This window comes from Bradyrhizobium sp. MI1.10, assembly GCF_055811035.1.
The window spans coordinates 1-26797 of record NZ_JBVVPN010000034.1 but is presented as its reverse complement, the minus strand read 5'-3'; the positions used below and the strand labels follow the sequence as shown (position 1 = coordinate 26797).

The window sequence follows — 26797 nt, the reverse complement described above, 5'->3', positions numbered from 1 at the left end:
GTGAGGTGCGCGCCCTGGCCTGATCCCGCCGGCTGAAAGCGTCGAATTAACGCGGTTCGGGCGGTTTCGCGCAGCCCGGCGATGACATATTGTTCGCTCGCCAACCAGGCCCGCGGAGCATATCAAGACATCGCGCAACAACTCTTCATTATGCCGCTATTCCGAACCAGGTTGGTGCGAACCAACGAGACAGGGAGGCAGTGCCATGACGATGAGGCCGGATCCCACCTTTCACGCATCGCCCAAGCTTGCGATGGAAGCTCCTGCGGAGAACTTTGCCTACACGTTGCTGCTCAGTCCGGATTTCTCAAAACCGGATGCTCTCGCGGTCATCGACGTCAAGCCGGGATCGCCGACCTACAGCCAGATCGTCCACACCGTGACGATGCCCAACAAGGGCGATGAGTTTCATCACTTCGGCTGGAATGCCTGCTCCTCCGCCTTGTCGCCGCTCACTGGGCATGCCTTCATCGAGCGGCGCTATCTCATCATCCCCGGGCTGCGCTCGTCGCGGATCTACATCATCGATACCAAGCCCGATCCGACCAAAGCCAAAATCCATAAAATCATCGAGCCCGAGGAAGTTTTCAAAAAGACCGGCTATTCGCGGCCGCATACCATCCATTGCGGGCCGGACGGCGTCTATGTGAGCACGCTCGGCGGCGGCGGCAAGGACGGCACCAACGGGCCTCCAGGCGTCTTCATCATGGATTGCGAGACGTTCGAGGTCCTTGGACGATGGGAGATCGACCGCGGTCCGCAGACGCTGCACTATGATTTCTGGTGGAACCTGCCGCGCGACTACATGGTGACGAGTGAATGGGCGTTGCCGCCGCAGTTCGAGAACGGAATCGTCGCGGAAGATCTGCTGGCGAACAAATATGGCCATCGTCTCCACTTTTGGGATCTTCGCGCCCGTCGCAACGTGCAGACCATCGACCTCGGCGCCAATCATCAGATGGCGCTGGAGGTACGGCCGGCGCACGATCCGGTTCGCGAATACGGCTTCGTAGGCGTTGTGGTCGACACCACGAATCTCGAAGCCTCGATCTGGACTTGGTGGCGCGAAGGCGGAAAATTCCATGCGGAGAAGACGGCGACGATCCCGTCCGAGCCTGCGCCAAAGGAGAAGCTCCCGCCGCTGCTTCAGGGCTTTGGCGCCGTGCCGCCGCTGGTGACCGACATCGACCTGTCGATGGATGATCGTTTTCTCTACGTCTCGTGCTGGGGCACGGGTGAGATGCGCCAGTACGACGTGAGTAATCCGCGAAAGCCGAAGCTTGCGGGCTCGGTTCACATCGGCGGCATCGCGCGCCGCACCCGTCATCCGAACGGCAAGGCATTTGCGGCCGGCCCGCAGATGGTCGAGATCAGCCGCGACGGCAGGCGGGTGTACTGGACCAATTCGCTCTATTCCACCTGGGATGACCAGTTCTATCCCGATGGCGTTCCGGGTGTGGAAGTCATGGCCAATGTCGGTCGCAATGGCGGCCTTGAGCTCGACAAGAACTACTTCGTGAGCTTCCCCGACGGATATCGTGCGCACCAGATCAGGCTGGAGGGCGGTGATTGTTCGACGGACTCCTTTTGCTACCCGTCGGCCTAGATTGGGCACACGCGAGCCTCGGCTGGCTGTGGCTCGCTCTTGTTGCGAGCGGTCTCTATCACGGGGTCAATCCGGGAATGGGCTGGCCGCTCGCCGTTTCGGCCGGGCTCATGGACAAGAGCCCGCGCGCGCTCTTTCGTGCTTTGTGGGCTCTGGCGGCCGGGCATCTCCTGGCAACGCTTCTCGTGCTGCTGCCATTCGCGTTCCTTCTCGTGCTGGCCGAGTGGCAGCGTTCGATCCAGCTCGGCGCGAGCCTTCTCGTCATCGGCTTCGGCGTCTATCGGCTGGTCGAGCGGCGCCATCCGCGCGCGCTGGCACGAATTCCGCCGACGCAATTGGCGCTCTGGTCATTTGCCGTTGCCATTGCTCATGGCGCCGCCTTGATGCTCGTGCCGATCTATCTCGGGCTCTGCCAGGCCTTCGAACTCGATGCCGGCCATGAGGCCGCCGGCGCGCTGATGAAGGCGAGTCTCGGGATGGCGGTGCTGGTGTCTTTGGTGCACGTTGTCGCCATGGTCAGCGCCGGCGGATGCCTGGCATGGCTGGTCTACCGCCATCTGGGATTGAGATTCGTCTCGCGAAGCTGGTTCAATCTGGATGTAATCTGGGCGACCAGCCTCATTCTGGTTGGCGTTGTGGCGCTCGGCTTCAATCTCGCGAGCTGGCACTGACGCTTACTGCGTCAAGGCCCACTCGCCGATGATGCGGAAGCGAGCTTTGGCGTCATCCTGCTTGAACAGCGCGACGCGATCGATCGCAAGCGTCTTGAGACCGAGCGCAGCAAACCTTCCCCGCAGCATGTCCAGAATCGGCCCGCGCCGCTCCGCGTCGAGCCGGCCCGTCAGCGTCATGTGAAAGCGGAATTCCTCCATCACGTAAGGATAGCCCCAGCGGTCGAGATAGTCGCGTTGCCGTTCGCTCAGCTTCTCCGGCTTGCGCCGCGCGCGGTCTTCCGCGCTCAGCGGCGCGCGGAAGGAATCGAAGTCGCGCGCGCAATCGGCGGCGAGCTGCTGGAGTTCGCCGACCGGCTCCGCCGGAATGACGGCGATGAAGCCGCTGATGGAATCGACGACCGGGCGGATCACCGGAATTGCGCGTGCCCTGCCGGCGAATGTCGCGCAGGCCGCAACAAGCTCGACCTCGCGCCTGTCGGACGCCAGCGCCATCGGCGCCTTCAGCGTGGCGTGAAAGCCGTATTTGCGGGGATCGGCGGTGACATCACGCCAGTCCGGAGCCGTGCGCAGCGCCTCGTTCGGGAACGGCAGCTCTCGGCCGGTATGCGCATCATAGCCGAGCAGTTCGGCGCCGAAGCGCGAGACGGCGCTGTCGGCGCTGGCGGCATGGTAGATCGCGTAGCGGGGAAAATCTGTCATGGACCGAACATAACCGGTTTATGCCGCGGCGACAGCTTCGCGCGGGGCAGCTGCCATGCCAAGCAACCGCGTCGCGTCGGTGAGATGTACGAGCTTGCCGCCTGATATCACGGCGATCAGCCGCGGCCGCAGCGGCATGCGGTCGTCGACCAGCAGAATGTCCGCGCGCCGTCCTTCCGCCAGTACGCCGCGATCGGCAAGGCCGGTTGCGCGCGCGGGCGCGGCGGAGACCAGGTTCCAGGCCTCGGTCAGCGGCAGCACGCCATCGGCAGCGAGGCGGAACGCAGCGAGCAGCTGCGCGGGATAGTAGTAGTCCGAGGCCAGCACCGAGCAGAGCCCTTTGGCGATCATGTCGGATGCCTTGGTCCAGCCGGTGTGGCTGCCGCCGCGCACGACGTTCGGCGCGCCGTAGACGATGGCATCACCGTGGCTTGCTGCCGCCCGCGCCGTCTCCTCGTTGATCGGAAACTCCGCGATCGCCACGCCCATCGCGCGAAAGCTCTGGCGCATCGCCGGCGTCGCATCGTCATGCGAGAGCATCCGCACGTCGGCGGCGCGGGCGGTTGCAGCAAGCCGCGACACGGAAGCCGGGACTTCGCTGGCGCGCGAAAGCACACGCCCGACCAGCCGGTCGAAATCTTCGCCCGAGAGGCCGGTGCGCTCCACCATGCGGTTGCGCTTGCGGGGCTTGGCCATGTCCCCAACCGTGCCGTCCATGTGGTCGTTGAAGGCGAACAGATCGACGCGGCCCTCACTGAGCCACTGACTGATCTCGGTTTCGGCGTCGAGATTGTAGGTCTCGTGGCGCAGGTGAAAGCGGGTGTCGGCGGCAAACTGCGGGCGCTGCCGTTCGATCGCCTCCATCAGGCCGCGCGCATTGTCGGCGCTGCGCAGGCCCGGCTCCCACGAACAGGTCGTGGCGTGAAACACCGTGGTGATGCCGTTGCTGATCGCCTGGCGATCGCTGTCGGCGAGCGCCACATCGATCGGGAAGTCGACCCCGGCACGCGGCATCATCTGTCGCTCGAAGGCATCGCCGTGCAGATCGACGATGCCAGGCAGCACCAGCAGGTCGCGCGCGTCGATCGCCAGCCGTGCCCGGCTGCGAGAGCCATCGACCTGCGCGATGTCCGTTCCGGATACGAGAAGCGACGTTTCGACGAATTCGGAGCCGATCAGGGCCCGCCCGCCCTCGAGGAATATGTCTGTCACGCGACCGCGCTTCGTTTGCTGGCAGAGGAAGGTGCCCCTGCTTCGTATGTCGTGAGGAAATCCTCAATCCCGAGCTTGCGGAAATCGGGCAGGGCTTCACGCAACTTGTCGTGATCCCAGTCCCACCAGGCGAGCCTCGCAAGCCGCCCCGCAACCTCTTCCGAGAACCGCCGGCGCACGATGCGCGCCGGATTGCCGGCGACGATGGTGTAGGTCGGCACGTCCTTGGTGACGATGGCGCCGGCCGCGATCACCGCGCCGGTGCCGATGTTGCGACCCGGCAGCACGATCGCGCCGTGACCGATCCAGACATCGTGGCCGATATGGACGTGGTGCTGGCGCCGCCAGTCGAAGAATTCCGTGTCGTCGCTCTCGCCTTCGAAATAGGCGCTCGACCGATAGGTGAAATGCGCCTGCGTGGCCCGGTGCATCGGGTGATTGCCCGGATTGATCCGTGTCATCGCCGCGATCGAGCAGAATTTTCCGATGGTGGTGTAGGTGATCTGGGCGTCATTCACGACATAGGAGTAATCGCCCATCGTCACTTCGTGCAGCATCGTGCGCGCGCCGACCTCGGTGTAGGCCCCAAGCCTGGTGTCGTGCAGCTTCGCCGAGGGATCGATGGTCGGCTGGACCGAAAGAGCTTTGGCGGCCATGTTGCATCCGAACGAGAGGGCGGGCGTTTCTCTTCGAGCGGCTTGATGACAATGTCATGACGACGCGGTGACAAGGGATGAACAGGGGATGAGGTGTGTAGGATCGCCGCACCGCAACGTCCGTGTCACACAAGTGTCAAGCGCCGGCGTTAGCGGTGGGTCCCAGCTACTCTGGAGCCCTGCATGCTGGTGGTTGAAGGTCTGACGTGTCGCTTCGGCGTGAAAGCCGCGGTGGACGACGCTTCGTTTCAAGTCTCTCCCGGCGGTTTCGTCGGCGTGATCGGACGGTCCGGCGCCGGCAAGTCGACCCTGCTGCGGACCATCAACCGTCTCGCGACGCCTTCGCAGGGTCGCATCCTGTTCGACGGCCTCGACGTCACCGCGTTGCGCGGCAAGGAGCTGCGGCAGTGGCGAGCGCGCTCGGCGATGATCTTTCAGCAGTTCAACCTGGTCGGCCGGCTCGATGTTCTCACCAACGTCCTGATGGGACGGCTCGCGACGATGCCAGCCTGGCGCTCGCTGTCGCAGACCTGGCCCGAGCAGGACAAGGCGCTGGCGATGTCCGCGCTCGAACAGTTCGATATCGCCCCGCTCGCAGCCCAGCGCGCCGATCAGCTCTCCGGCGGCCAGCAGCAGCGCGTGGCGATCGCCCGCGCGCTGGTGCAGCAGCCCGACATCATTCTCGCCGACGAGCCTATCGCCTCGCTCGACCCGCGCAACACCAAGATCGTGATGGATGCGCTGCTGCGCATCAACAAGCATTTCGGCATCACCGTGCTCTGCAACCTGCATTCGCTCGATCTGGCGCGCAGCTATTGCGACCGGCTGATCGGCATGGCGCAGGGTCGCGTGGTGTTCGACGGCGCGCCGGCCGAGTTGACCGAGCACGTTGCGCGCGAGCTCTACGATCTCGAAGCCGCCGATGTCATGGGCGGCACGCCTGCACCGGTGCGACAAGGCATTCCGGCGCTTGGAACGGCGGCCGCCGCCTGAGCTGCGCCGCTTCAGGACTCACCAGTTTTGCGTCAACCGACCTCAACCAATGAAGAGGCTATCATGATTACTCGCAGATTGATTCTTGCCGGCGCCGCCGCGCTCGCGTTCACGGCTTCCGCGTCCGCCGAAGACTGGAAGGCCAAATATCCCGAGCTGACCTTCGCGGTCATTCCGGCGGAAAACGCCTCGGGCGTCACCGAGCGCTGGGCGCCGTTCATGAGCTATCTCTCCAAGGAACTGGGCGTGAAAGTCACGCTGCGCATCGCCAACGACTACGCTGCCGTGATCGAAGGCCAGCGCGCCGGCAACATCCACATCGCGAGCTACGGCTCTGCCTCGTTCGCCCGCGCCCGCCTGACCGGCGTCAAGACCGACGCCTTCGCCAACGACATCAATTCCGACGGCTCGACCGGCTACTACTCGGTGTTCTTCGTCAAGACGAGCAGCCCCTACAAGAGCATCGACCAGCTCAAAGGCAAGAACCTCGGCCTGGTCGACCCGAACTCGACCTCCGGCAACAACGTGCCGCGCTTCGAGCTCGACAAGATGGGCATCGCGGATGCCGACACCTATTTCAGCAAGGTCGTCTTCACCGGCAGCCATGAGAACGCGATCCTGGCGCTGGCGCAGGGCACTGTCGACGTTGCCGCCAACCAGTGGACCAGCGATGACGATTCGACGCTGGCGCAGATGCTGACCAAGGGCATGCTGAAGAATGCCGACGGCTCGGCGATGAAGAAGGACGATTTCCGCATCATCCACAAATCGGCGCCGATCATCAACGGTCCCTATGCCTACAATTCCGACCTGCCGGAAGAGGCCAAGGCCGCCATCGCCAAGGCGTTCTTCGACGCGCCGGCCAAGGACAAGGCGGCCTTCGATCGCCTCCAGGACGGCCAGAAGAAGGGTTTTCATCCCGCGACCACCAAGGATTGGGATGGCACGATCGAGCTGATCAAGTTCGTCGATGCGCTGCGTAAGAAGAAGGCGTCCTGAATTTCGGGACGATGCCACTGGAGCCGGGTCGATGGACCCGGCTCTTTCTCTTTGATCGACCACCTTTCCTGATCAGATGACCGTCGCGGTTTCGATCCTTCCCGAGCAGCAGCTCGCCGTGCTCAACGCCGCCTATCGCCAGGCGGTCGCGCGCAGGCGGCTCCGACTCCTGTTTGGAGCCGTGATCTTCGCCGCTGCACTGTGTCTGGCCGCGTTCGGCGCCGAAGTGAATCTGCGCACGCTGTTCACCCATTACGGCAACTTCATCAGCTATTTCGACAGCATCCTTACACTCGACAACGGACAGCGGGTCTGGACCGATGTCGGCGAGTGGCTGTGGGGCTGGCGCAAATGGCTGAAGATGCTGGGCGAGACCGTGCTGATCTCCTATGTCGGCACGTTGATCGGCGCGACTTTTGCATTCTGCCTGAACTTCCTCGCGGCTGAAAACACCTCGCCCGCGCCCTGGCTGCGCTTCGTGGTGCGGCGCCTGCTCGAATTCGCCCGTACGGTACCCGGCATCGTGTTTGCGCTGATCTTCGTGATCGCCTTCGGGCTCGGGCCGATGGCGGGCGTGCTGGCGATCGCAATCCACTCCACCGGCGCGCTCGGCAAGCTGTTCTCGGAGATCGTCGAGAACGCCGACATGAAGCCGGTCGAAGGCGTTCGCTCGACCGGCGCAAGCTGGCTCTCCTGTATGCGCTTCGCCATCCTGCCGCAGGTCACGGCAGGCTATGCCAGCTACGCGCTGCTGCGTTTCGAGATCAACGTCCGCGAGGCCTCCGTGATGGGCTTTGTCGGTGCCGGTGGCATCGGCCAGGAGCTCGTCGTCGCCATCCGCAAGTTCTACTACTCCGACGTCAGCGCGATCCTGCTCACCATCATCGTCACGGTCTTCATCATCGACATCAGCACCGGCTGGCTGCGCGGCCGCCTGTTCGGCAAGGAGGGGCGGACGTGACGGGACCGCAGGAGACCGATACCGCGGCGCTTCGCGCGCGCTATCCTGACGTGTTCGACCGGCCGGCCTCGGCGCGGCTCGCCATGCCGGCGATGATCGTCGCGGCGCTCGCGATCCTGATTTACGGCCTCGTCGATCTCGACTTCTCGCCGTCGCGGTTCGTCGCGGGCCTCAACCAGCTCGGCTGGATCAGCCTGATGATGATCCCGCCGGATCCCGGCTCGTCGCTGCCGGTCTATCTGAAGGCGCTGGGCGAGACGCTGTCGATCGCGCTGCTCGGCACGACGCTCGCCGCGCTGTTCGCACTGCCGGTCAGTCTTCTTGCCGCCCGTAATGTCGTGCCGTCGAGCATTTTGCGCTTCCCGATTCGACGTTTCCTGGATTCGATCCGCGGCGTCGACACGCTGATCTGGGCGCTGGTATGGATCAACGTAGTCGGGCTCGGCCCGTTTGCCGGCGTGCTCGCCATTGCCGTGTCGGATTTCGGCGCGTTTGGAAAACTGTTCTCGGAGGCGATCGAGGGCGCCGACCAGAAGCAGGTCGAGGGCATCCGCGCCTCCGGCGGCAGTGCGCTGCACGAGATCCGCTTCGGTCTGCTGCCGCAGGTTTTGCCCGTGATCGCCGGCCAAGTGCTCTATTTCATCGAGTCGAACACGCGTTCGGCTACCATCATCGGAATCGTCGGTGCCGGCGGCATCGGCCTCCAGCTCGCCGAGCAGATCCGCGTGCTGGAATGGCAGAAAGTGTCGTTCCTGATCCTGATGATCCTGGTCGCGGTCGCCGCGATCGATTTCGTTTCGGGCAAATTGCGGTTTGCGATTATTGGGCGAAGGGCGGTGGCCTGATCACCGATTTCGTAGGGTGGGCAAAGCGAAGCGTGCGCACCACTTCAATCGCGACGTTGGATAGATGGTGGGCACGGCGCAAGCGCGCCTTTGCCCACCCTACGATTCTTCACCCGTTCTCCACCAGAAATTCCACCCGCTCCGCGGCAAAGCGCGAATGCTTGGTCACCAGCGGCTTGCCGTCGAGATCGTGGTCGGTGGCATCGACCACCAGGATCGGTCGTCCCAGCGCCAGATCGAGCCGCGCGGCGTCGGTGGCGTCGACAATGCCGGCGGTGATCCGGGTCGCGCCGCGGCGATAGTCGCGGACGCCGTAATGCTCGAGCAATTTCGTCATCGAGCGGGTGGCAGCAAAGACGTCGCCCGCACCCGGGAACAGCTGCGCCGACAGCCACGTCGTGGAGACGCAGATCGGCGTGCGGTCGGCGAGGCGCATCGCCTCGATCCGCACCAACGGTGCGCCGGCCTTCAATCCAAGTTCCCGCGCGAGTTCGCGGGTCGCGACATCATCGGACGCCTCGATCAGCCGGCCATGCGGTTCGCGGCCGTCGGCGCCGACGATCTCGGAGAAGCGGGTCCGCGAGCGCAGTGGATAAGCGAGCTTCTGCGCCTCGACATAGGTTCCGCTGCCGCGTTCGGCCCGCACGATGCCGCGCTCGGCAAGCGCGGCCAGCGCGCGTCGCACGGTGTGGCGGTTCACGCGATAGGTTTCGGCGATCTCCACCTCGCCCGGCAGCTTGTCGCGGGCCCCCAAACCGCCCGCGGCGCAGCCCCCCCCGCAGGCCGCGGGCACCCCGCGCCCCCACCCCCCCCCCGCGGCGGGGGGGGGGGGCGCCCCCCCCCCCCCCGGGGGGGGGGGGGGGGGGGGCGCGCCCCGCTAGTGGGTGGGCCGCCCCCCCCCGCCCCCGGCGGGGGGCCGCCGGCCCCACCGCGCCCCTCGGCGATGCCGCGCTCGATGCCGTCGGCAACGAGGCGCCACAACGCCACGCCGGAGGAGGCTGTGTCCTGCATGCTCATGTGGCTCGGAAGCTACTCCAGAAATCACGCCTTTGTCACGAAACAGTCATGGCGCTCCCGTATGAAGTTGTCTAGTATCATAGACAACTTGGATTCGGCAAGTTCTGCAGAAAGTTTCGGTGGATCTGGTGACCCAGCACAACAATCAGCAAGCCCAGCGCAAGGCCGCAATGGCCGTGCTGGCGCACGCGGAGGCGGGCGAGATCGCCGCTCGCCTCCGCGCTCTCGCTTTGCCGGCGCATCAGGATCTGCGCGCGCCGGAAAACGGCCTCGTCATGCTGCGCGGCCGGGTCGGCGGCGACGGTGCGCCATTCAATCTCGGCGAAGCGACGGTGTCGCGGGCTGCGGTGCGGCTTGCGAGCGGCGAGGTCGGTTTCGGTTACACGCTCGGTCGCGACGGTGAGAAGGCGCGGCTGATTGCGCTGTGCGATGCGCTGGTGCAGTCCAGCGATTTCAGTGGCGCGGTGGAGCGGGACATCATCGCGCCGTTGCGTGAGCAGCTTATGGTCAGGCGCAAGCAAGCGGCGGCCGAGACCGCTGCGACGAAGGTTGATTTCTACACCATGGTGCGCGGTGAGGGGTGAGATCATGACCACGATTGCGGAACTGCCGCCGGGGTTCGCCGATAAGGTGCTGTCGGCGCAATCGACCTTTCGCTCGGTCATGGACGCGATGGCGCGGCCGGGGTCGGTCCAGCGCATCGTGCCGACATCAGGCGCGCCTCATGTGATGATGCGCGGCACGGCCGCGATCGCGCTGACGCTGTTCGATCACGACACGCCGCTCTGGCTCGATGCGCGCATGTCGGAAAGCACCGACGTGACAAAATGGCTGAAGTTCCACACGGGCGCGCCGGTGGTGCAGGATTCCTCGATCGTCAGCTTCGCGCTGATCAGCGAAGGCGGGGCGCTGCCTTCGCTCGAGCGCTTCGCGCTCGGCACCAGCGAATATCCGGACCGGTCGACCACGCTGATCCTTCAGGTCGAGAGCCTGCATTCGGGGCGCAGCTTCGAGCTGCGCGGTCCCGGAATCGACGGCGTCGCGACGCTCAAGGCCTCGATCAAGCCGTTCGACCTGTTCGAGCGACTTCGTATTAACGAAGCGCTGTTTCCGCGCGGCATCGATGTGGTCCTGGTCGCGGATGATGCCGTGGTTGCGGTCCCGCGCACCACGCGCGTCGTGAGCAAGGGAAGCTAAGCATGTATGTCGCAGTCAAAGGCGGCGAACGCGCCATCGAGAACGCCCATCGCCTGCTCGCCAGTGCGCGGCGCGGCGATCAAAGCGTGCCGGAAATTTCCCTCGACCAGATTTCGGAGCAGCTTGGCCTCGCCGTGGACCGCGTCATGAGCGAAGGCTCGCTCTATGACCGCGAGCTCGCGGCGCTCGCGATCAAGCAGGCGCGCGGCGATTTGATCGAGGCGATCTTCCTGGTCCGCGCCTTCCGCGCCACGCTGCCGCGCTTCGGCGCGAGCGAGCCGGTCGAGACCGGCGCGATGCGGGTGCAGCGGCGGGTGTCCTCGACCTTCAAGGACATTCCCGGCGGCCAGATTCTCGGCCCGACCTTCGACTATACCCACCGCCTGCTCGATCCCTCGCTCGCCGAAGGTTTTGTGCCGGAGGCGCCGGCGACGGCCGAAGCCTCCACGGTGCCCACGCCGCGGGTGACGGATATTCTCGGCCGCGACGGCCTGATCGAGCCCTCGCCGCAGGCCGAAGAGGGCGTCAACGTCGGCGACCTCACCCGCGAGCCGCTGAATTTCCCGGCGGACCGCGACCTGCGCCTGCAAAATCTCGCGCGTGGCGACGAAGGGTTTCTGCTGGCGATGGGCTATTCCACCCAGCGCGGCTACGGCCGCAACCATCCCTTCGCCGGCGAAATCCGCTTCGGCGAGGTCGATGTCGAATTTTCGGCGGAAGACGTCGGCTTCGCCGTGCCGCTCGGCTCGATCGAGCTCACCGAGTGTCAGATGGTCAACCAGTTCAAGGGCTCCGCGACGGAGGCGCCGTGCTTCACCCGCGGCTATGGCCTCGCCTTTGGCCAGAGCGAGCGCAAGACCATGTCGATGGCGCTGGTCGACCGCGCGTTGCGCGCGCGCGAGCTCGGCGAAGAGGCACTCGCACCCGCGCAAGACGAAGAATTCGTGATGTCGCATTCGGACAACGTCCAGGCGACCGGCTTCGTCGAGCACCTGAAGCTGCCGCATTACGTCGACTTCCAGTCCGAGCTCGGCCTGTTGCGCAAGCTGCGCAAGGAATTCGCTGATGCCAATGCGCCCGACGCCATGAAGGAGGCCGCGGAATGAACGCGCCGGCCTACAATTTCGCCTATCTCGACGAACAGACCAAGCGGATGATCCGCCGGGCGATCCTCAAGGCGATCGCGATCCCCGGCTATCAGGTGCCGTTCGCCAGCCGTGAAATGCCGATGCCCTATGGCTGGGGCACCGGCGGCGTCCAGGTCACCGCTGCGATCCTCGGGCCACAGGACGTGCTGAAGGTGATCGACCAGGGGTCTGACGACACCACCAACGCGATCTCGATCCGCAAATTCTTCGCCAAGACCGCCGGCGTCGCCACGACAACCGCGACTGAAGATGCGACCGTGATCCAGACCCGTCACCGCATCCCGGAGACGTCGCTGCACGCAAATCAGGTGCTGGTCTATCAGGTGCCGATCCCGGAGCCGCTGCGTTTCCTCGAGCCGCGCGAGACGGAGACGCGGCGCATGCATGCGCTCGCCGAATACGGCCTGATGCATGTCAAGCTCTACGAGGACATTGCCCGCTTCGGCCACATCGCGACGGCTTACGCCTATCCGGTGAAGGTCAATGCGCGCTACGTGATGGACCCCTCGCCGACGCCGAAATTCGATAATCCCAAGATGGACAATTGCCCGGCGCTGCAATTGTTCGGCGCCGGCCGCGAAAAGCGCATCTACGCGATCCCGCCCTATACGCAAGTCGTGTCGCTCGACTTCGAAGACCATCCCTTCGAGCCGTATCGCTTTAATGCGCCTTGCGCGCTATGCGCCGCAGAAGATTCCTATCTCGACGAGATCGTCACCGACGACAAGGGCGGCCGCATGTTCGTCTGCTCCGACACCGATTATTGCGAGGGCCGCCAGGCCGCCGGCCACCACGGCAGCATGAGCGCTGCGCCGTACAAGGAGAAGGCGCAGGGAGGCTCACATGGTTGATCAAGATATGCTCGAACACGATCAGCCGCTGCTGGTTGCGGAGTCTCTCAGCAAATCCTACGGCCGTATCGCCGCGTGCCGCGACGTGTCCTTTGCGCTCTATCCCGGCGAGGTGCTGGCGATCGTCGGCGAATCCGGCTCGGGCAAATCGACGCTGCTTCAGCTCCTGTCAGGTCAGCTCGCGGCCAGCGGCGGCCAGGTGTCCTACCGGATGCGCGACGGCGTCGCCCGCGATCTTGCCACGCTGGGCGAAGCCGAGCGGCGGTTTCTGTTTCGCACCGATTGGGGTTTCGTCCACCAGGATCCCGCGCAGGGTCTGCGCATGGCGGTCTCGGCCGGCGCCAATGTCGGCGAGCGGCTGATGGCAGTGGGCTGGAATCATTACGGCCGCATCCGTGATACCGCGTCGGACTGGCTGACCCGCGTCGAGATCGACATCGCACGCATCGACGATGCACCGCGCACCTATTCCGGCGGCATGCGCCAGCGCCTCCAGATTGCCCGCAACCTCGTCACCGAGCCGCGGCTGGTGTTCATGGACGAGCCGACTGGCGGCCTCGACGTTTCCGTGCAGGCCCGCCTGCTCGACCTCGTGCGCAGTCTCGTCGCCGAGCTGCACCTCGCGGTCATCATCGTCACCCATGATCTCGCGGTCGCGCGCCTGCTGTCGCATCGCGTGATGGTGATGAAGGGCGGCCGCGTCATCGAGACCGGCCTCACCGACCAGGTGCTCGACGATCCCCGCGAGCCCTACACCCAGCTCCTCGTCTCCTCGATTCTGCCGCCATGAGCCTTCCCGGAAGAGTTTTTCAATGATCGCCATGATTGACGTCGCCAACACCAACAAGACCTTTACGATGCACCTGCAGGGCGGCATCGAATTGCCAGTCGTCAGCGGCGTGACCTTCCACGTCAATCCTGGCGAATGCGTCGTGCTGTCGGGGCCATCAGGCGCCGGAAAATCGTCGATCCTGAAGATGATCTTCGGTAACTACCGCTGCGACTCCGGCCGCATCGGCATCCGCCATCGCGGCGCGCTGGTCGATCTTGCCACTGCCGAGCCGCGGCAGGTCCTCAACATCCGACGCGCGACCATCGGCTATGTCAGCCAGTTCCTGCGCGCGGTGCCACGCGTCGCCACTGTCGACGTGGTCGCCGAGCCGCTGATCGTCAACGGCCTGGCTCGTGTCGACGCACAGACGCGCGCGGGCGAGTTGTTGCATCGGCTCAATATCCCCGAGCGGCTCTGGCAGCTTCCGCCCGCGACCTTCTCCGGCGGCGAGCAGCAGCGCGTCAACATCGCGCGCGGCTTCATCTCGGATCTGCCGATCCTGCTGCTGGACGAGCCTACCGCCTCGCTGGATGCCGCCAACCGCGCCGTCGTGGTCGAGCTGGTCGCCGAAAAGAAACGCCAGGGCGTCGCCATGGTCGCCATTGTCCATGACGACGAAATCCGTCATCAGATTGCCGACCGCATCGTCGACGTCACCAGCTTCGCCGCCGCGGCCTGAAGGAAATGGATATGAACGCCAAGAAGGACATCGTGATCGCCAACGCCAGGATCGTGCTGGCGGAGCGGGTGATCGAGCAGGGCTGGCTTGCTCTCGCCGATGGACGCATTGCCGAAATCGGTGAGGGCAGGGCGCCCGCCGGGGCCGAGGATGCCGCCGGCGATCTGATCATGCCCGGCCTGATCGAGCTCCACACCGATCACCTCGAGGCGCATTACGTGCCGCGGCCAAAAGTGTTCTGGAATCCGGTCGCCGCCGTCGTCTCCTATGACGGCCAGCTCGCGACATCGGGCATCACCACGGTGTTCGACTCGCTCCGGGTCTGGCGCGAGGATGGCGCCGAGGAAGTCGACGGACGCGCCGGCACGCTCGCCGCCGCGATCACCACCGCACGCGATGCCAATTTGCTGCGTGCCGATCACTTCCTGCATCTGCGCTGCGAAATCCCGATGCCGAGCGTGGTCGAGGAGGCCATGGAGCTGATCGACCGTCCCGACGTGCGGCTGATGTCGCTGATGGACCACACCCCCGGCCAGCGCCAGTTCCGCGACGAAGGCAAGCTGCGCGACTATTATCGCGGCAAGGGCGGCGGCAAGACCGATGCCGAGCTCGACCAGCTGTTCGCGAAGCGCTTCGAATATCAGAAGGCCTATGCGGCGACCAACATGCGCGAGATCGTGGCGCTGGCACACAAGTACAAGATCCCGCTGGCGAGCCATGACGATACCACCGAGGAGAACGTCGTGGACGCCGTGCGCGATGGCGTTTCGGTCGCGGAATTTCCGACCACGCTGGAGGCCGCGCGCGGCCTGCACGAGGCCGGCATCGACATCCTGATGGGCGCGCCGAACGTCGTGCGCGGCGGCTCGCATTCCGGCAACATCGCCGCGGTCGATCTCGCTCGCGAAGGCCTGCTCGACATCCTGTCGTCGGACTACATTCCCTCGAGCCTTCTGATGGCCGCGCTACATTTGCCGGAGCATGTGCCTGCCATCAGTCTTGCGGCGGCGATCCGCACGGTGACGAAGGCGCCCGCCGAGGCAGTCGGCCTGTCCGACCGCGGCGAGATCGCGGTCGGCAAGCGTGCCGATTTGATCCGCGTGCATGTTGCGGGCAGCGTCCCCGCGGTCCGCAGCGTCTGGCGCGAGGGGAGCCGCGTCGCATGAGCGAGGCCGCGACCGTGGCGGAGGACGAGACGGATGCGATCGGCCCTGGCCGGCTCGTGCTCGTGGTCGGCCCCAGCGGTGCCGGCAAGGACACGCTGCTGCGACTGGCGCGGGCAGCATGCATCGAGGATCACGACATCGTCTTTCCGCGCCGTGTCGTGACGCGCGAATCCTCAGCCGACGAAGACAATGTCGCGGTGAGCCCTGACGAATTCCGGCGCGCGCGCGAGCGTGGGGATTTCGCCGTGCATTGGGAAGCGCATGGGCATTGCTACGCGCTGCCGCTCGACCTCAACGATGATATTCGTGCCGGACGCGCCGTCGTGGCCAATGTTTCGCGCACGGTGATCGGCGCGCTACGCCAGACCTATGCAAACGTCGTGGTGGTCGCGATCACGGCGCCACCGGATGTGCTGGCGCAGCGGCTTGCCGCCCGCGCCCGGGACAGCGACGGCAATATCGCGGACCGGCTGACGCGCAGCGTCGGCGACGCATCGGCGCAGGCCGACGTCACCATTCTCAACGCGGGCAGCGCGGAGTATCATGGCCGCCAGCTTCTGCGCGTGATCAGAAATCAAGGCTGGCACGAATAGCCGGCACAACAAGGAGACTGGAATGTCGGTGATCGAAACGGTCGAGCAGCTAGAGGCCATCTACGGCGTCACCAACGACGCCTCGACCGTGAAAGTCGCCGACCACGTCACCCCGCTCTATCGGGCCTTCATCGAAAAGGCGCCGTTCGCCGCGCTCGCCACCATCGGACCCGAGGGGATCGATTGCTCGCCGCGCGGCGATCTCTCCGGTTTCGTCCGCATTCACGACCCGAAGACGCTGATGCTGCCGGATCGCCGCGGAAACAATCGGGTCGATTCCTTGCGCAACATCGTGCGCGATCCCAGGGTGTCGCTGATGTTCCTGATCCCCGGCTCCGGCAATGCGGTCCGCGCCAATGGCCGGGCCTATGTTTCCATCGATCCCGAACTGCTCGCTTCCTTCAAGGTCGACGGCAAGGCGCCGCGCAGCGTCATGGTGATGACGGTCCACGAAATCTACTTCCAGTGCGCCCGCGCCATCGTCCGCTCCGATCTCTGGAATCCCGACAAGCGCATCGACCCCAAGACACTGCCGACGCCCGGCCAGATCCTCGCCGAGATGAGCGAGAACAAGGTCGGCGGCGCGGAATATGATCGCGCCTGGCCCGAGCGGGCCGCGGCGACGATGTGGTGAGCTCTCTTCCCTCTCCCCCTGCGGGAGAGGGTGGCTCGCCGCGACAGCGGCGCGACGGGTGAGGGGTTCTCTCCGCGCGCGCCTCTCTTCAGGATTCGCTGAGGCAACCCCTCATCCGGCGCTTCGCGCCACCTTCTGCCGCAAGGGGAGAAGGAAAGAACTCATCGCGAGATAAATTCGATTGCCTGCGCTCGCGCCCGGAGAAGTGCCGATGCGCGCCGGTGGTAATTATGGATAGCCATTTCATTGACCGATCGCGCCAAACACTCGATAGTCGAGGCATCGAAACTGCTCCTCGAGCCGAAGCCGCGATATGAGAACCGATCAGCAGCGCAATAGGGACGACATGCATGTGTGCATGACGCGGCGCTGTTTCTCGGCGGCCACCGGCGCCTGTTGTTGCTGACCGCCGTCTTCTAGCAGCACCTCACCCAGCAAATCCCGAGACAGGAACGCCGAGATCCCGGCGAACGAGCAGTCATGTCCCGAACTCAATCGAACGCTTACATCATCGAGATCCACGACCGCGCCGCCGGCATCGTCACGAAGGATACGCGCGGCTTCCGCTTCTTCTCCTCCGAGCGTCTGTTCGACAGCCTCGAAGGCAGGCAGTTCCGCTCGGCGCGCGAGGCCGAGCGTGCCGCCCGTGCCGTGTTCTCCGAACGGAGCCGGCGCGCGAATTCTCGCTTCTTTGCCAGCTGAAACCACCGAAAGGACCACATGATGATGACCCGACGATACATCCTCGCAACCAGCCTGCTGCTCGCGACGGCCTTGGCCCCACCTGCGCGCGCGGAGGACAAGCCGGCGGAAATCCGCATCGGTACGCAGAAGGGCGGCTTCTTCCCCGCGGTTCGCCAGCGCCAGACGCTCGAAAGCGCCTTCAAGCCGCTCGGCATCGAGGTCAAATGGATCGACTTCCAGTTTGGTCCGCCGCTGCTGGAGGCCATCAATGTCGGCAGCGTCGATTTCGGGTTCGTCGGCGATACCCCACCGATCTTCGCGCAAGCCGGCGGCGCCAGGATCCGCTACGTTGCGGCGGTGAAGTCGGACGGCGACACTCAGGCGATCATCGTGCCGAAGAATTCACCGATCAAATCGCTCGCAGACCTCAAGGGCAAGCGCGTTGCCTTCGCCAAGGGATCGAGTGCGCACAACCTCCTGGTCGCGTCGCTCGAGAAGGCCGGTCTCGCCTGGTCCGACATCACGCCGGCACCGCTCGCCCCGGCTGATGCGACAGCCGCCTTCATGAAGGGCTCGGTCGATGCCTGGTCGATCTGGGATCCATATCTGGCGCTTGCTGAATTGAAGGAAAGCGCCCGAGTCATCGCCTTCGACAGGGATGTCCACAAGCCGAACGCTTTCTACATCGCCGGGACGGACTTCGTGGAGAAGTATCCTTCGCTGGTGGCAAAGCTCAACGCGAGCTTCGCCTCCGAAGGCGTATGGGCGGAATCTCACCATGAGGAGGTAGCAAAGGCTCAGTCCGAGGCGACCGGCGTCGACATCGAAGCTGTCAGCCGCTTCGTCAACCGCTCCACCTATCGCGTGGTGCCGCTGGATGCAGAGGTGACCAAGAGCCAGCAGGCCGTCGCCGACCGTTTTGCAAAACTGGGCCTGATCCCGAAGCCAGTCAACGTGTCCGACATCGTCTGGAAGTGGACGCCGGGCTCCTGAGGGGACCAGACTTAACTCCGGCGGCGCGCCCTGGTGCGTGCCGCGTTCTTTGCGGCGGCGGAGCGGGCCTTGGCGCCTTTGGTCCGGCTCGCCTTGCGGGCAGTCGCCGAACGCGAAGCAGCGGATCGCTGGCTCGCGGCACGCTTGCCCTGTTTCGACAGTGCACTGCGCGATGCGGTCGAGCGCGGCTCCTTCTTCAAAACCTTTTCGACGGCCCGCGACACGCGCGGCCGGCGCTTCGCGGTGCGCTTGCCCTGACCGACCTCATAGGCATATTTGGCGCTGCGTCGCGTCGCCTTCTTGACGCGTCCCTTGCGCGGCGGCGGAAGATCGACGCCGGCGCGGCGCGCCTCGGACAGACCGATGGCGATGGCCTGTTTCGTCGAGCGCGCACCATGCTTGCCCTTGCGGATCTTGTCGATCTGGTCCTTGACGAATTCGCCGGCCTGCGTGCTTGCCGATTTACCGGCACGCTTGTCTTGCCTGGCTTTGCGAACGACTTGCTGTCTTGGCATGGGTCCGGTTCCCTCTGGAATTCACAGGGATGTCTGACCGCAACGCGCAAGATGGACGATTGATCCTGTCAGTTCCGTAGCGCCGCCAGCAATTCATCCGGGCGTTCGGCCATGATCATGTGGCCGGCGCCGGGCACGATGACGGTCTTCGCATGCGGGATCGCCGCGGCGAGCGCCCTGCCGGCCTTCACCGGCGTCATCATGTCCCGTTCGCCAAGGATGAGCGTCGTGGGCACCTTCACGCTCGCGGCTGCCTGAAGCGCATTCGCGTAAGCATTGCAGGCCGACAAATCCCGGAACAGCACGCCCGGCTCGCAGTGTTTCAACACGGCCTGCGCGCCGCCATGCATCCACAGGCCCGGTGCGAGGCTGCCGCCGAGCTCGGCGTTGAAGCCGAGCCCCCAGATCGAGACCATGTCGTTTGCATCCTGCGAATTGGCTTCGGCCGCCTTCAGCAGATCCGGGCCGACGGTCATGGTCGCGGCCGTGCCGATCAGGCTGAGCGCGGACACCTTGTCGGGGTGACGTGCGGCCGTCTCCAGCGAGATCAGCGATCCCATGGAATGGCCGATCAGATGCGCTTTCGTCACTCCGGCCGCATCGAGCAGGGCCGCCGTCCAGTCGGCCATCTCGGCGATGCTGCCAAGCGAAGGTCCGGGCGAGCGGCCGTGGCCGGGCAGATCAGGCGCCAGCACGCCAAAGCCGTGATGGGCGAACCAGCGCGTATGCAGCGCCCAGGTCGAATGATCGAAGCCGGCGCCATGGAGGAAGACGACCGCGGGCAGGGATCTGTCGAAGTCGCGGCCGCCGGTTGCGACCAGCACCTCGGCGCCGTTGACGGAGAGCTTCATGGTGTCAGACCTTTTGCGAAATGCGCAGCGCTTGGGTGAGATCGTCGATGATGTCGCTGGCGGTCTCGATGCCGACCGAGAGCCGCACCAGCTCCTCGCCGATGCCGGAGGACTTAAGTTGTTCGGCGTCCATCTGCTGATGCGTGGTCGAGGCAGGGTGGATCACCAGCGTCTTGGCATCGCCGACATTGGCGAGATGGCTGATCATGCGCAGCTGCTCGATGAACTTGCGGCCCGCGGGCCGCCCGCCCTTGATGCCGAAGGAGACAATCGAGCCGGCGCCGCGCGGCAGCAACTGTTTTGCCAGCTGGTAGTCCGCGTGATCTTCCAGCGAGGGATGCAGCACCCAATCCACGGCCTTGTTGGACTTCAGTGCTTCCAGCACGAGGTGCGTGTTTTGCATATGGCGGTCCATGCGAACCCCGAGTGTCTCCACGCCCTGCAACAGCTGGAACGCGTTGGTCGGGGATAGACAAGCGCCGAAATCGCGCAGGCCTTCGGTGCGCGCACGCATGATGAAGGCCGCGGTGCCGAACTGCTCGTCGAAGACGATGCCGTGATAACCGCCATAGGGTTCGGTCAGCACGCCGAATCTTCCGGATGAGCGCCAATCAAACCGGCCGCCGTCGACGATGGCGCCGCCGATCGCGATGCCGTGGCCGCCGATCCATTTGGTCGCCGAATGCATGACGATGTCGGCCCCGAGTTCGATCGGACGGCTGAGATAGGGCGTGGCAAAGGTGTTGTCGATCAGCAGCGGAATCTTCGCGTCATGCGCGATCTGCGCGACCTTCGGAATGTCCAGCACCTCGAGCCCGGGATTGCCGATGGTCTCACCGATCACCAGCTTCGTGTTCGGCTTGATCGCCGCGCGGAACGCATCGAGATCGCGCGGTTTCACGAACGTTGTGGTGATGCCGAAGCGCGGCAGCGTGTGCGCGAGCAGGTTGATGGTGCCGCCATAGAGCGAGCTCGATGCGACGATATGGTCGCCGGCGTTCAGAAGCGTCGCGATCGCCAGATGCAGCGCCGCCATGCCGCTCGCTGTGCAGATCGCGCCGACGCCGCCCTCCAGCGCCGCAAGCCGTTCCTCGAGCACGCCGGTGGTCGGATTGGAGATGCGCGTATAGATGTGGCCGGCGCGCTCGAGGTTGAACAGCGCGGCGGCGTGATCGGAGTCCTGGAACACGTACGACGTGGTCTGGTAGATCGGCACCGCGCGGGCGCCGGTCGCGGGATCCGGATGCTGGCCCGCATGCAGGCTCAGGGTTTCGAAGGCGGGCGGTTTTGGCGCGGGCATGCGTGGCCTCGTTGCTCAGTCGGCGGGAGGCGGCCCTTGTGCCACAAAAATGCGCGCTGCGTCAGCCCATTGACTGCGTTGTCTAACCCCGGATCGCCTGCTCGATGATCCGCGCCTCCCGCAGCAGGATCTCCGCGGCCTCCTGCTCGCGGCGCGGGCCGAGCCTCGTCCGAACGGCGGAGACGGTCATCGCGGCGGCGGGGCGGCCGTCCGGGGTCTTGATCCAGGTGGAGATCGATTTCGTGCCCTGCACGAGACCAATCTCTCTCATGCCATATCCCAGCCGTCTTGCGGCGGTGACCTGGCCCAGCACCGTCGCAACATCGGTCCGGTAAGCCTCCAGTCTCTTCTCATTGGCAGCGACGATTTTCCGCGCGTCCTGGGCCGGCATCGCGGCGAGGATGGCAACGCCCGCGCTGGAGACGCCGACCTCGATCGACAGCACCTGGATCGGATAGACACCGATCCTGCGGTCGACGCACAGCGTGTCGTTGCCGGTCCGCACCGTCAGGAACAGCGTGTCGCCGATCTCGGTCGACGCACGTTGCAGCGACGGATTGGCGGCGATCAGCAGCCGCGACGGCCGAGCCCGTGCGAGCGCAAGCTCCGGCACCTGGTTGCCGATCGCGTAGCGGCCGGTTTTGTCATGCCGTTCGACGATACCTTCCTCGATCAGCACGTGGACGATGCGGTGCACGGTCGGGCGGGTGAGGCCGGTCGCCCGCACCACCTCTGCCAGCGGCACGCCGTCCTCGCGGCCGGCGGCAAGAATGCGCAGCACCGCGAGCGCGCGGCGGATCGCCTGCGCACCCTGTCGCGGTTCGGTGATGCGGCGGGTGGATTTCGCGGAAGCGGTCTTGTCCATAATATGGACAAGAACGCCACAATTCACTCGACAGGTAAAGCGCGCATCTGGAGATTGCGCTCCCAATCGAGATGCCGTGTACGACGTCAGGCAAATCGACGTAAAATTGGAAGCGCCGCCGGGAGGTTAACATGAGATTAATCTGGATTGCCATAGCTGCCGCAGCGGCGATGCTGGCGGGACCGGCGTCCGGCCAGCAATGGCCGTCGCGCAACGTCAAGCTGATCGTGCCCTATCCGGCCGGCGGCAATGTCGACAGCGCCGCGCGCATCATCGCCGACAAGCTCCAGGAAAAGCTTGGCCAGCCCTTCATCATCGAGAACAAGGCGGGCGCCGGCGGCATGATCGCGGGCGAGGCTTTCGCGAAATCCGCGCCCGACGGCTACACGCTGTTCGTCGGCGCCAACGGCCCGGTGCTGTTCGCGACCGAAATCAACAAGCGCGACGTCTACAGCTGGAAGAAGGACTTCCTGCCGATTACGACGATCTCGATGACGCCGCTGGTGCTCGAGGTGCATCCGTCGGTGCAGGCGACGAATTTCAAGGAATTCATCGACCTTGCCAAGCGCGAGCCGGGCAAGTTGACGATGGCCTCGCCCGGTCCCGGCACCACCAACCATCTGCTCAGTGAGCTGATGCAGTCCAGCCTCGACCTGCAATGGGTCACCGCGCACTATCGCGGCAATGCGCCTGCGGTCAACGATCTCTTGGGCGGCCAGGTACAGTTCGCGTTCGACCAGCTCACGGTCAGCCTGCAGCACATCAAGGCCGGCCTGTTCCGGGCGCTGGCCGTCACCAGCCCGCACCGCCTGAAGTCGCTGCCCGATGTCCCGACGTTTGCCGAGCTCGGCTACAAGGATTTTGACGGCCAGACCTTCACCGGCCTGTTCGCACCGGCAGGCACGCCGGCGCCCGTGATCGACAAGCTGCACGACGCGTTGACCGCGATCCTGAAGGACCCCGCCGTGGTCGACAAGTTCGAGAAGCTCGGCGGAGAAGCCGTCGCGATGACGCCCGATGAATTCAGGGCCTATCTCGAGCGCGAGGACGCCAAATGGATTCCGATCGTGCGCAAGGCCAACATCAAGGCGGATTGATCGATGCGGATCGACCCCACCGAGCTCGGCGCCGAGCGCATCTACCGGCTGATGACCGGCATCGTGGTGCCGCGTCCGATCGCCTGGGTGACGAGCCTGTCCCGCGCAGGCGTGCTCAACCTCGCGCCGTTCAGCGCCTTCACCTTCGTCTCGCAGAAGCCGCCGATGCTGGCCATCAGCGTCGGCCGCAAGGGCGCCGACTACAAGGACACCGCGCACAACATTCTCGACACCGAGGAATATGTGATCCACATCGCCGATACCCCGCTGATGCAGGCCGTGCACGACTCATCGGTAGAGCATCCGCCTGAGATCAGCGAGGTCGCGGAGCTTGGCCTCGAGACGCTCCCGAGCGAGCGCATCAAGGTGCCGCGGCTCAGCATTGCACCGGTTGCGATGGAATGCCGCTTCCGGCAGTGCCTGGAATTCGGCGACGCCCGCAGCCGCCTGATCGTCGGCGAAGTCGTGATGTTCCACCTCCGCGACGGCCTCGTGAACGACGGCAAGGTCGAAACCGCGGCGCTCGATCCGATCGCGCGCATCGGCGGACCGCGCTACGCCCGGCTCGGCGAGATCGTGACGCTGCGCGGCGTGTTCCAGACTCCCAAATCGAAAGACTGAGCGCGCTGCCCCGCGCGCGCCTCAAGACCATTGGAGAACGACCATGCGACTCGTGAGTTATCTCGTGGACGGAGAGCCGCACTATGGTGCCGCCATCGAAGGCGGTGTCGTCGATCTGACCCGGCGGGTCGGCCGCGACTTCTCCGATTTGAGGGCGCTGATCGCAGCCAATGCGCTGGCCGACGCGCAGGAAGCCGTCGCTGGGCAGAAGCCGGATTATGCGCTCGACGAGCTCGTGCTGCTTCCGCCGGTGTTGGCGCCGGAAAAGCTCTGGTGCATCGGCGTCAATTATGCCGAGCGCAATGCCGAGTATAAAGACAGCTCCGACCTGCCCAAATATCCCAGCCTGTTCGTGCGCAGCATGTCCTCGATGACGGGCTCCGGTCAGCCGCTGGAGAAGCCCACGGTATCCGATCAGCTCGATTATGAAGGCGAACTCGTCATCGTGATCGGGCAGGGCGGCCGCCACATTCCGCGCGAGAAGGCCTGGTCGCACATCTTCGGCATGACGCTGTGCAACGAGGGCACGATCCGCGACTGGCTGCGCCACGGCAAGTTCAACGTCACGCAGGGCAAGAATTTCGATCGCTCCGGCAGCATCGGTCCGTGGATCGTCACGTCGGACGAGCTCGACCCGCGCGGGCCGCACGATATCGTCACGCGCGTCAACGGCGAGGTGCGGCAGCAGGACACCACCGAGCGGCTGATGTTTCCGTTCGATTTTCTGATCTCCTATCTCTCCACCTTCGCCACCCTGAAGCCCGGCGACATGATCGTGACGGGCACGCCGACCGGCGCCGGCGCCCGCTTCGACCCGCCGCGCTGGCTGAAAGTCGGCGATGTCGTCGAGGTCGAATCCAGCCGCATTGGCGTGCTGCGCAACACCGTCGCGGCGGAGAGTTAAACCATGCTGGATACCGCCACGATCGAACGCCTTGCCGCGCGCCTTGACGAGGCCGAGCGCACCAAGACGCTGATCACGATGTTCACCAAAGACTATCCCGATTTCAGCATCGAGGATGCCTATGCCGTTCAGCGCGCCTGGACAAAACTCCAGCTCGGACGCGGCCGGGTTATCAAGGGCCACAAGATCGGCCTGACCTCGAAGGCGATGCAGAACGCGGTCGGCATTTCCGAGCCGGATTACGGCGTGCTGTTCGCCGACATGTTCTATGCCGATGCCACGCCGATTCCGTTCGACCGTTTTCACGCGCCGCGCATCGAGGTCGAGCTCGCCTTCGTGCTGAAGGCGCCGCTGCGCGGGCCGGATTGCACCATCTTCGACGTGCTCAACGCCACCGACTATGTCACGCCCGCGCTGGAGATCCTGGAGACGCGCATGCACCGCGTCGATCCCGACACCGGCAAGGCGCGAAAGGTGATGGACACGATCTCGGACAACGCGGCGAATGCCGCGCTGGTGCTCGGCGGCCGGCCGTTCCGCCCGATGGACGCGGACATGCGCTGGATCGGCGCGCTGTTGTTCCGCAACGGCGAGGTCGAGGAGACCGGGCTTGCGGCCGGCGTGCTCAATCATCCCGCCAACGGCATCGCCTGGCTCGCGAACCGCCTCGCGCCGCATGACGAGCATCTCGCCGCCGGCGAGGTGGTGCTGGCGGGGTCGTTCACGCGTCCGGTCGATATCCGCCGTGGCGACACGTTTCATGCCGACTACGGCGCGTTCGGCTCGGTGTCGTGCCAGTTCGTCTGAACCAACAATAAACGGGAGCGCATCATGACAGGCCAAACGCGGCGCAAGAGCATCCACATCGGCGGCTTCAAGCACGCCAACCCGATTCCGAACGCCTGCCGCATCGGCAATCTCGTGATGTCAGGCGTCATCCTCGGCCGCGATGCCGCCGGCGCGATGCCCGAGAGCCTCGATTCCCAATGCGCCAACATGTTCGCCCATATGAAGGCGACCGTTGAGGCCGCCGGCGGCACCACCGACGACATCATCAAGATGACGGTGTGGCTGAAGGACCGTACGCAGCGCGGCCCGGTCAACGTCGAGTGGCTGAAGATGTTTCCGGACGAGCATTCGCGCCCGGCGCGCCACGCGCTGCCGATGGACAACATGGACGGCGGCGCACTGGTGCAGTGCGACTTCACCGCCATGATCGACTAAAGGAGTTTGCGCATGCCGACCTATCTGCCGTTCGACCCGAACCCGCGCCGCCCGGTCAAGGCGCCGCCGCCCAAAACCGTCGACAGCCAGTTTCACGTGCTCGGCCCCATCGACAAATATCCGGAACGTCCCGGCGCGGCCTATCGGATGCCGACCGCGACCTGGGAAGCGGCGCTGCGCGTGCACAAGACGCTCGGCATCGAGCGCGGCATCATCGTGCAGACCACGACCTACGGCGCCGATCATGCCGTCGTGCTCGACGGTCTCGCCGCGATGGGCCCGAACTATCGCGGCTGCGCCAACGCGCTGGTGTTCGCGGAGGCGAACGACGCTTATCTCGCCAAGCTGCATGATGCAGGTGTCCGCGGCGCGCGCTTCAGCTTCCGCCAGGAGCTCGGCGCCGTGCTGTCGGATGCCGATTTCGCCCGCGCGATTGCGCGCATCCGCGAGCTCGGCTGGTACGTCAAGATCCAGCCCGAGAAGGACGGCATCGTTTCCAGCGTCGCCAAATACGAGAATCTCGACGTGCCCGTGCTGATCGACCACATGGCGCGTCCCGATCCGGAAGCCGGCAGGAACGATCCGAATTTGCGCAAGATGCTCGAGCTGCTCGCCAGGGGCAATTTCTGGGTGATGCTGTCACTCGGCGAGAAGACCTCGAAGCGCGGTGCTCCTTACGACGACGTCATCCCGATCGCGCGCGCCTATATCGAGGCCGCAGTCGACCGCTGCGTCTGGGCCAGCGACTGGCCGCATCCGGTCTCGGTCAAGCAGCCGCCCAACGACGCCGATCTGCTCGAGCTGATGTACCGCTACGCAGCCGATCAGACGGAGCTGGAGAAGATATTGGTGCACAATCCGGCAAGGCTGTTCGGCTTTCCGGATTAGGGCGAGATGAGCTGAAGCCGAGTCGAGTTTAACCGCGAATACCGCTCTCTCCGTTCCCTCCCCCCGTGTGGGGGAGGGTCAGGGAGGGGGGTG

31 protein-coding genes and 1 pseudogene are annotated in these 26797 nt (G+C 65.0%); 23 read left to right on the top strand and 9 right to left on the bottom strand.

The genetic code is table 11. From position 1 onward, the window contains the following. Positions 1–205 precede the first annotated feature (205 nt). Positions 206–1606 carry a selenium-binding protein SBP56-related protein gene (locus AC0L3K_RS29270; RefSeq protein WP_007597628.1) on the top strand — a complete coding sequence of 467 codons (1401 nt, stop codon included), beginning with the start codon at positions 206–208 and terminating at the stop codon, positions 1604–1606. 77 nt (positions 1607–1683) lie between these two features. Next, positions 1684–2277: a hypothetical protein gene (locus AC0L3K_RS29265; RefSeq protein WP_473367349.1), complete on the top strand. Its 594-nt coding sequence runs from the start codon at positions 1684–1686 to the stop codon at positions 2275–2277. Positions 2278–2280: 3 nt separating this feature from the next. On the opposite strand, the gene AC0L3K_RS29260 is transcribed toward AC0L3K_RS29265, so the two are convergent. The 3 genes from AC0L3K_RS29260 to AC0L3K_RS29250 are packed head-to-tail and all read right to left on the bottom strand — an operon-like array spanning position 2281 to position 4847. After that, positions 2281–2979 carry a DUF1045 domain-containing protein gene (locus tag AC0L3K_RS29260; protein ID WP_219682484.1) on the bottom strand — a complete coding sequence of 233 codons (699 nt, stop codon included), beginning with the start codon at positions 2977–2979 and terminating at the stop codon, positions 2281–2283. A gap of 18 nt (positions 2980–2997) precedes the next feature. Continuing rightward, positions 2998–4191 carry an alpha-D-ribose 1-methylphosphonate 5-triphosphate diphosphatase gene (locus AC0L3K_RS29255; RefSeq protein WP_473367340.1) on the bottom strand — a complete coding sequence of 398 codons (1194 nt, stop codon included), beginning with the start codon at positions 4189–4191 and terminating at the stop codon, positions 2998–3000. Beyond that, positions 4188–4847 carry an LbetaH domain-containing protein gene (locus AC0L3K_RS29250; RefSeq protein ID WP_007597624.1) on the bottom strand — a complete coding sequence of 220 codons (660 nt, stop codon included), beginning with the start codon at positions 4845–4847 and terminating at the stop codon, positions 4188–4190. Before AC0L3K_RS29250 ends, AC0L3K_RS29255 begins: the two co-directional genes overlap by 4 nt. Before the next feature lie 183 nt (positions 4848–5030). Here AC0L3K_RS29250 and phnC point away from each other — a divergent pair, with 183 nt between their 5' ends. The 4 genes from phnC to phnE (AC0L3K_RS29230) all read left to right on the top strand — a co-directional run bounded on the left by phnC (position 5031) and on the right by phnE (AC0L3K_RS29230) (position 8645). Beyond that, on the top strand, positions 5031–5840 hold the full coding sequence (gene phnC, locus AC0L3K_RS29245) for a phosphonate ABC transporter ATP-binding protein (RefSeq protein WP_007597623.1): 810 nt from the start codon (positions 5031–5033) through the stop codon (positions 5838–5840). A 63-nt stretch (positions 5841–5903) separates the two neighbouring features. Continuing rightward, positions 5904–6839 (top strand): phosphonate ABC transporter substrate-binding protein, encoded by a 936-nt coding sequence (phnD, locus tag AC0L3K_RS29240; protein ID WP_007597622.1) that lies wholly within the window; start codon positions 5904–5906, stop codon positions 6837–6839. Between the two features lie 76 nt (positions 6840–6915). Next, a complete protein-coding gene (gene phnE, locus AC0L3K_RS29235) occupies positions 6916–7800 on the top strand; it encodes a phosphonate ABC transporter, permease protein PhnE (protein WP_473367339.1) in 885 nt (294 codons plus the stop codon). After that, positions 7797–8645, top strand: coding sequence for a phosphonate ABC transporter, permease protein PhnE (phnE, locus tag AC0L3K_RS29230; protein WP_473367338.1), 849 nt, complete (start codon positions 7797–7799; stop codon positions 8643–8645). The genes phnE (AC0L3K_RS29235) and phnE (AC0L3K_RS29230) overlap by 4 nt, the downstream gene beginning before the upstream one ends. A 109-nt stretch (positions 8646–8754) precedes the next feature. Here the strand turns inward: phnE (AC0L3K_RS29230) and phnF are convergent, their stop codons facing one another. Both phnF and AC0L3K_RS29220 read right to left on the bottom strand, forming a co-directional pair. Then, positions 8755–9438, bottom strand: coding sequence for a phosphonate metabolism transcriptional regulator PhnF (phnF, locus tag AC0L3K_RS29225; protein WP_473367337.1), 684 nt, complete (start codon positions 9436–9438; stop codon positions 8755–8757). A 125-nt stretch (positions 9439–9563) separates the two neighbouring features. Next, positions 9564–9662 (bottom strand): annotated as a pseudogene (locus AC0L3K_RS29220) (phosphonate metabolism transcriptional regulator PhnF); the annotation flags it as partial. 170 nt (positions 9663–9832) lie between these two features. Between AC0L3K_RS29220 and phnG the strand changes: the two are divergent. The 11 genes from phnG (at position 9833) to AC0L3K_RS29165 (ending at position 18439) form a co-directional block, all read left to right on the top strand. Continuing rightward, positions 9833–10246 (top strand): phosphonate C-P lyase system protein PhnG, encoded by a 414-nt coding sequence (phnG, locus tag AC0L3K_RS29215; RefSeq protein WP_007597616.1) that lies wholly within the window; start codon positions 9833–9835, stop codon positions 10244–10246. A 4-nt stretch (positions 10247–10250) separates the two neighbouring features. Further along, positions 10251–10859: a phosphonate C-P lyase system protein PhnH gene (gene phnH / locus AC0L3K_RS29210; RefSeq protein ID WP_007597614.1), complete on the top strand. Its 609-nt coding sequence runs from the start codon at positions 10251–10253 to the stop codon at positions 10857–10859. Between the two features lie 2 nt (positions 10860–10861). Then, complete coding sequence (locus AC0L3K_RS29205) at positions 10862–11965, top strand: carbon-phosphorus lyase complex subunit (RefSeq protein WP_473367336.1); 1104 nt, start codon at positions 10862–10864, stop codon at positions 11963–11965. Then, positions 11962–12858 (top strand): alpha-D-ribose 1-methylphosphonate 5-phosphate C-P-lyase PhnJ, encoded by an 897-nt coding sequence (locus AC0L3K_RS29200; protein ID WP_473367335.1) that lies wholly within the window; start codon positions 11962–11964, stop codon positions 12856–12858. The genes AC0L3K_RS29205 and AC0L3K_RS29200 overlap by 4 nt, the downstream gene beginning before the upstream one ends. After that, positions 12851–13648, top strand: a complete 798-nt coding sequence (gene phnK / locus AC0L3K_RS29195; RefSeq protein ID WP_007597609.1) for a phosphonate C-P lyase system protein PhnK — start codon at positions 12851–12853, stop codon at positions 13646–13648. Before AC0L3K_RS29200 ends, phnK begins: the two co-directional genes overlap by 8 nt. Before the next feature lie 22 nt (positions 13649–13670). Continuing rightward, positions 13671–14369, top strand: coding sequence for a phosphonate C-P lyase system protein PhnL (gene phnL, locus AC0L3K_RS29190; RefSeq protein WP_007597608.1), 699 nt, complete (start codon positions 13671–13673; stop codon positions 14367–14369). An 11-nt stretch (positions 14370–14380) separates the two neighbouring features. Continuing rightward, complete coding sequence (locus AC0L3K_RS29185; protein WP_007597607.1) at positions 14381–15535, top strand: alpha-D-ribose 1-methylphosphonate 5-triphosphate diphosphatase; 1155 nt, start codon at positions 14381–14383, stop codon at positions 15533–15535. Continuing rightward, complete coding sequence (gene phnN / locus AC0L3K_RS29180; protein WP_007597606.1) at positions 15532–16128, top strand: phosphonate metabolism protein/1,5-bisphosphokinase (PRPP-forming) PhnN; 597 nt, start codon at positions 15532–15534, stop codon at positions 16126–16128. The genes AC0L3K_RS29185 and phnN overlap by 4 nt, the downstream gene beginning before the upstream one ends. Before the next feature lie 22 nt (positions 16129–16150). Next, positions 16151–16762, top strand: a complete 612-nt coding sequence (locus AC0L3K_RS29175) for a pyridoxamine 5'-phosphate oxidase family protein (protein ID WP_473367334.1) — start codon at positions 16151–16153, stop codon at positions 16760–16762. Between the two features lie 480 nt (positions 16763–17242). Further along, a complete protein-coding gene (locus AC0L3K_RS29170; protein ID WP_007597604.1) occupies positions 17243–17464 on the top strand; it encodes a hypothetical protein in 222 nt (73 codons plus the stop codon). Between the two features lie 21 nt (positions 17465–17485). After that, positions 17486–18439, top strand: a complete 954-nt coding sequence (locus tag AC0L3K_RS29165) for an aliphatic sulfonate ABC transporter substrate-binding protein (protein ID WP_007597603.1) — start codon at positions 17486–17488, stop codon at positions 18437–18439. 11 nt (positions 18440–18450) lie between these two features. Here the strand turns inward: AC0L3K_RS29165 and AC0L3K_RS29160 are convergent, their stop codons facing one another. The 4 genes from AC0L3K_RS29160 to AC0L3K_RS29145 form a co-directional block, all read right to left on the bottom strand. Next, entirely contained in the window at positions 18451–18954 is a 504-nt protein-coding gene (locus AC0L3K_RS29160; RefSeq protein ID WP_473367333.1) for a DUF6496 domain-containing protein, read from the bottom strand. Positions 18955–19022: 68 nt separating this feature from the next. Further along, positions 19023–19805, bottom strand: coding sequence for an alpha/beta fold hydrolase (locus tag AC0L3K_RS29155; RefSeq protein ID WP_473367332.1), 783 nt, complete (start codon positions 19803–19805; stop codon positions 19023–19025). A 4-nt stretch (positions 19806–19809) separates the two neighbouring features. Further along, positions 19810–21105: an O-acetylhomoserine aminocarboxypropyltransferase gene (locus AC0L3K_RS29150; RefSeq protein ID WP_473367331.1), complete on the bottom strand. Its 1296-nt coding sequence runs from the start codon at positions 21103–21105 to the stop codon at positions 19810–19812. Positions 21106–21187: 82 nt separating this feature from the next. After that, positions 21188–21970 carry an IclR family transcriptional regulator gene (locus AC0L3K_RS29145; RefSeq protein ID WP_473367330.1) on the bottom strand — a complete coding sequence of 261 codons (783 nt, stop codon included), beginning with the start codon at positions 21968–21970 and terminating at the stop codon, positions 21188–21190. 131 nt (positions 21971–22101) lie between these two features. On the opposite strand from AC0L3K_RS29145, the gene AC0L3K_RS29140 reads away from it, so the two are divergent. The 6 genes from AC0L3K_RS29140 to AC0L3K_RS29115 are packed head-to-tail and all read left to right on the top strand — an operon-like array spanning position 22102 to position 26704. Beyond that, entirely contained in the window at positions 22102–23067 is a 966-nt protein-coding gene (locus AC0L3K_RS29140) for a Bug family tripartite tricarboxylate transporter substrate binding protein (protein WP_219682469.1), read from the top strand. Between the two features lie 3 nt (positions 23068–23070). Continuing rightward, positions 23071–23688: a flavin reductase family protein gene (locus tag AC0L3K_RS29135; RefSeq protein ID WP_007597595.1), complete on the top strand. Its 618-nt coding sequence runs from the start codon at positions 23071–23073 to the stop codon at positions 23686–23688. 43 nt (positions 23689–23731) lie between these two features. Next, positions 23732–24592 (top strand): fumarylacetoacetate hydrolase family protein, encoded by an 861-nt coding sequence (locus AC0L3K_RS29130; protein WP_007597593.1) that lies wholly within the window; start codon positions 23732–23734, stop codon positions 24590–24592. A gap of 3 nt (positions 24593–24595) precedes the next feature. Then, complete coding sequence (gene hpaH, locus AC0L3K_RS29125; RefSeq protein WP_007597591.1) at positions 24596–25399, top strand: 2-oxo-hept-4-ene-1,7-dioate hydratase; 804 nt, start codon at positions 24596–24598, stop codon at positions 25397–25399. Positions 25400–25423: 24 nt separating this feature from the next. Next, a complete protein-coding gene (locus AC0L3K_RS29120; protein WP_473367329.1) occupies positions 25424–25816 on the top strand; it encodes a RidA family protein in 393 nt (130 codons plus the stop codon). A 12-nt stretch (positions 25817–25828) separates the two neighbouring features. Then, positions 25829–26704, top strand: coding sequence for an amidohydrolase family protein (locus AC0L3K_RS29115; protein WP_473367328.1), 876 nt, complete (start codon positions 25829–25831; stop codon positions 26702–26704). The last annotated feature ends 93 nt before the right edge of the window (positions 26705–26797 follow it).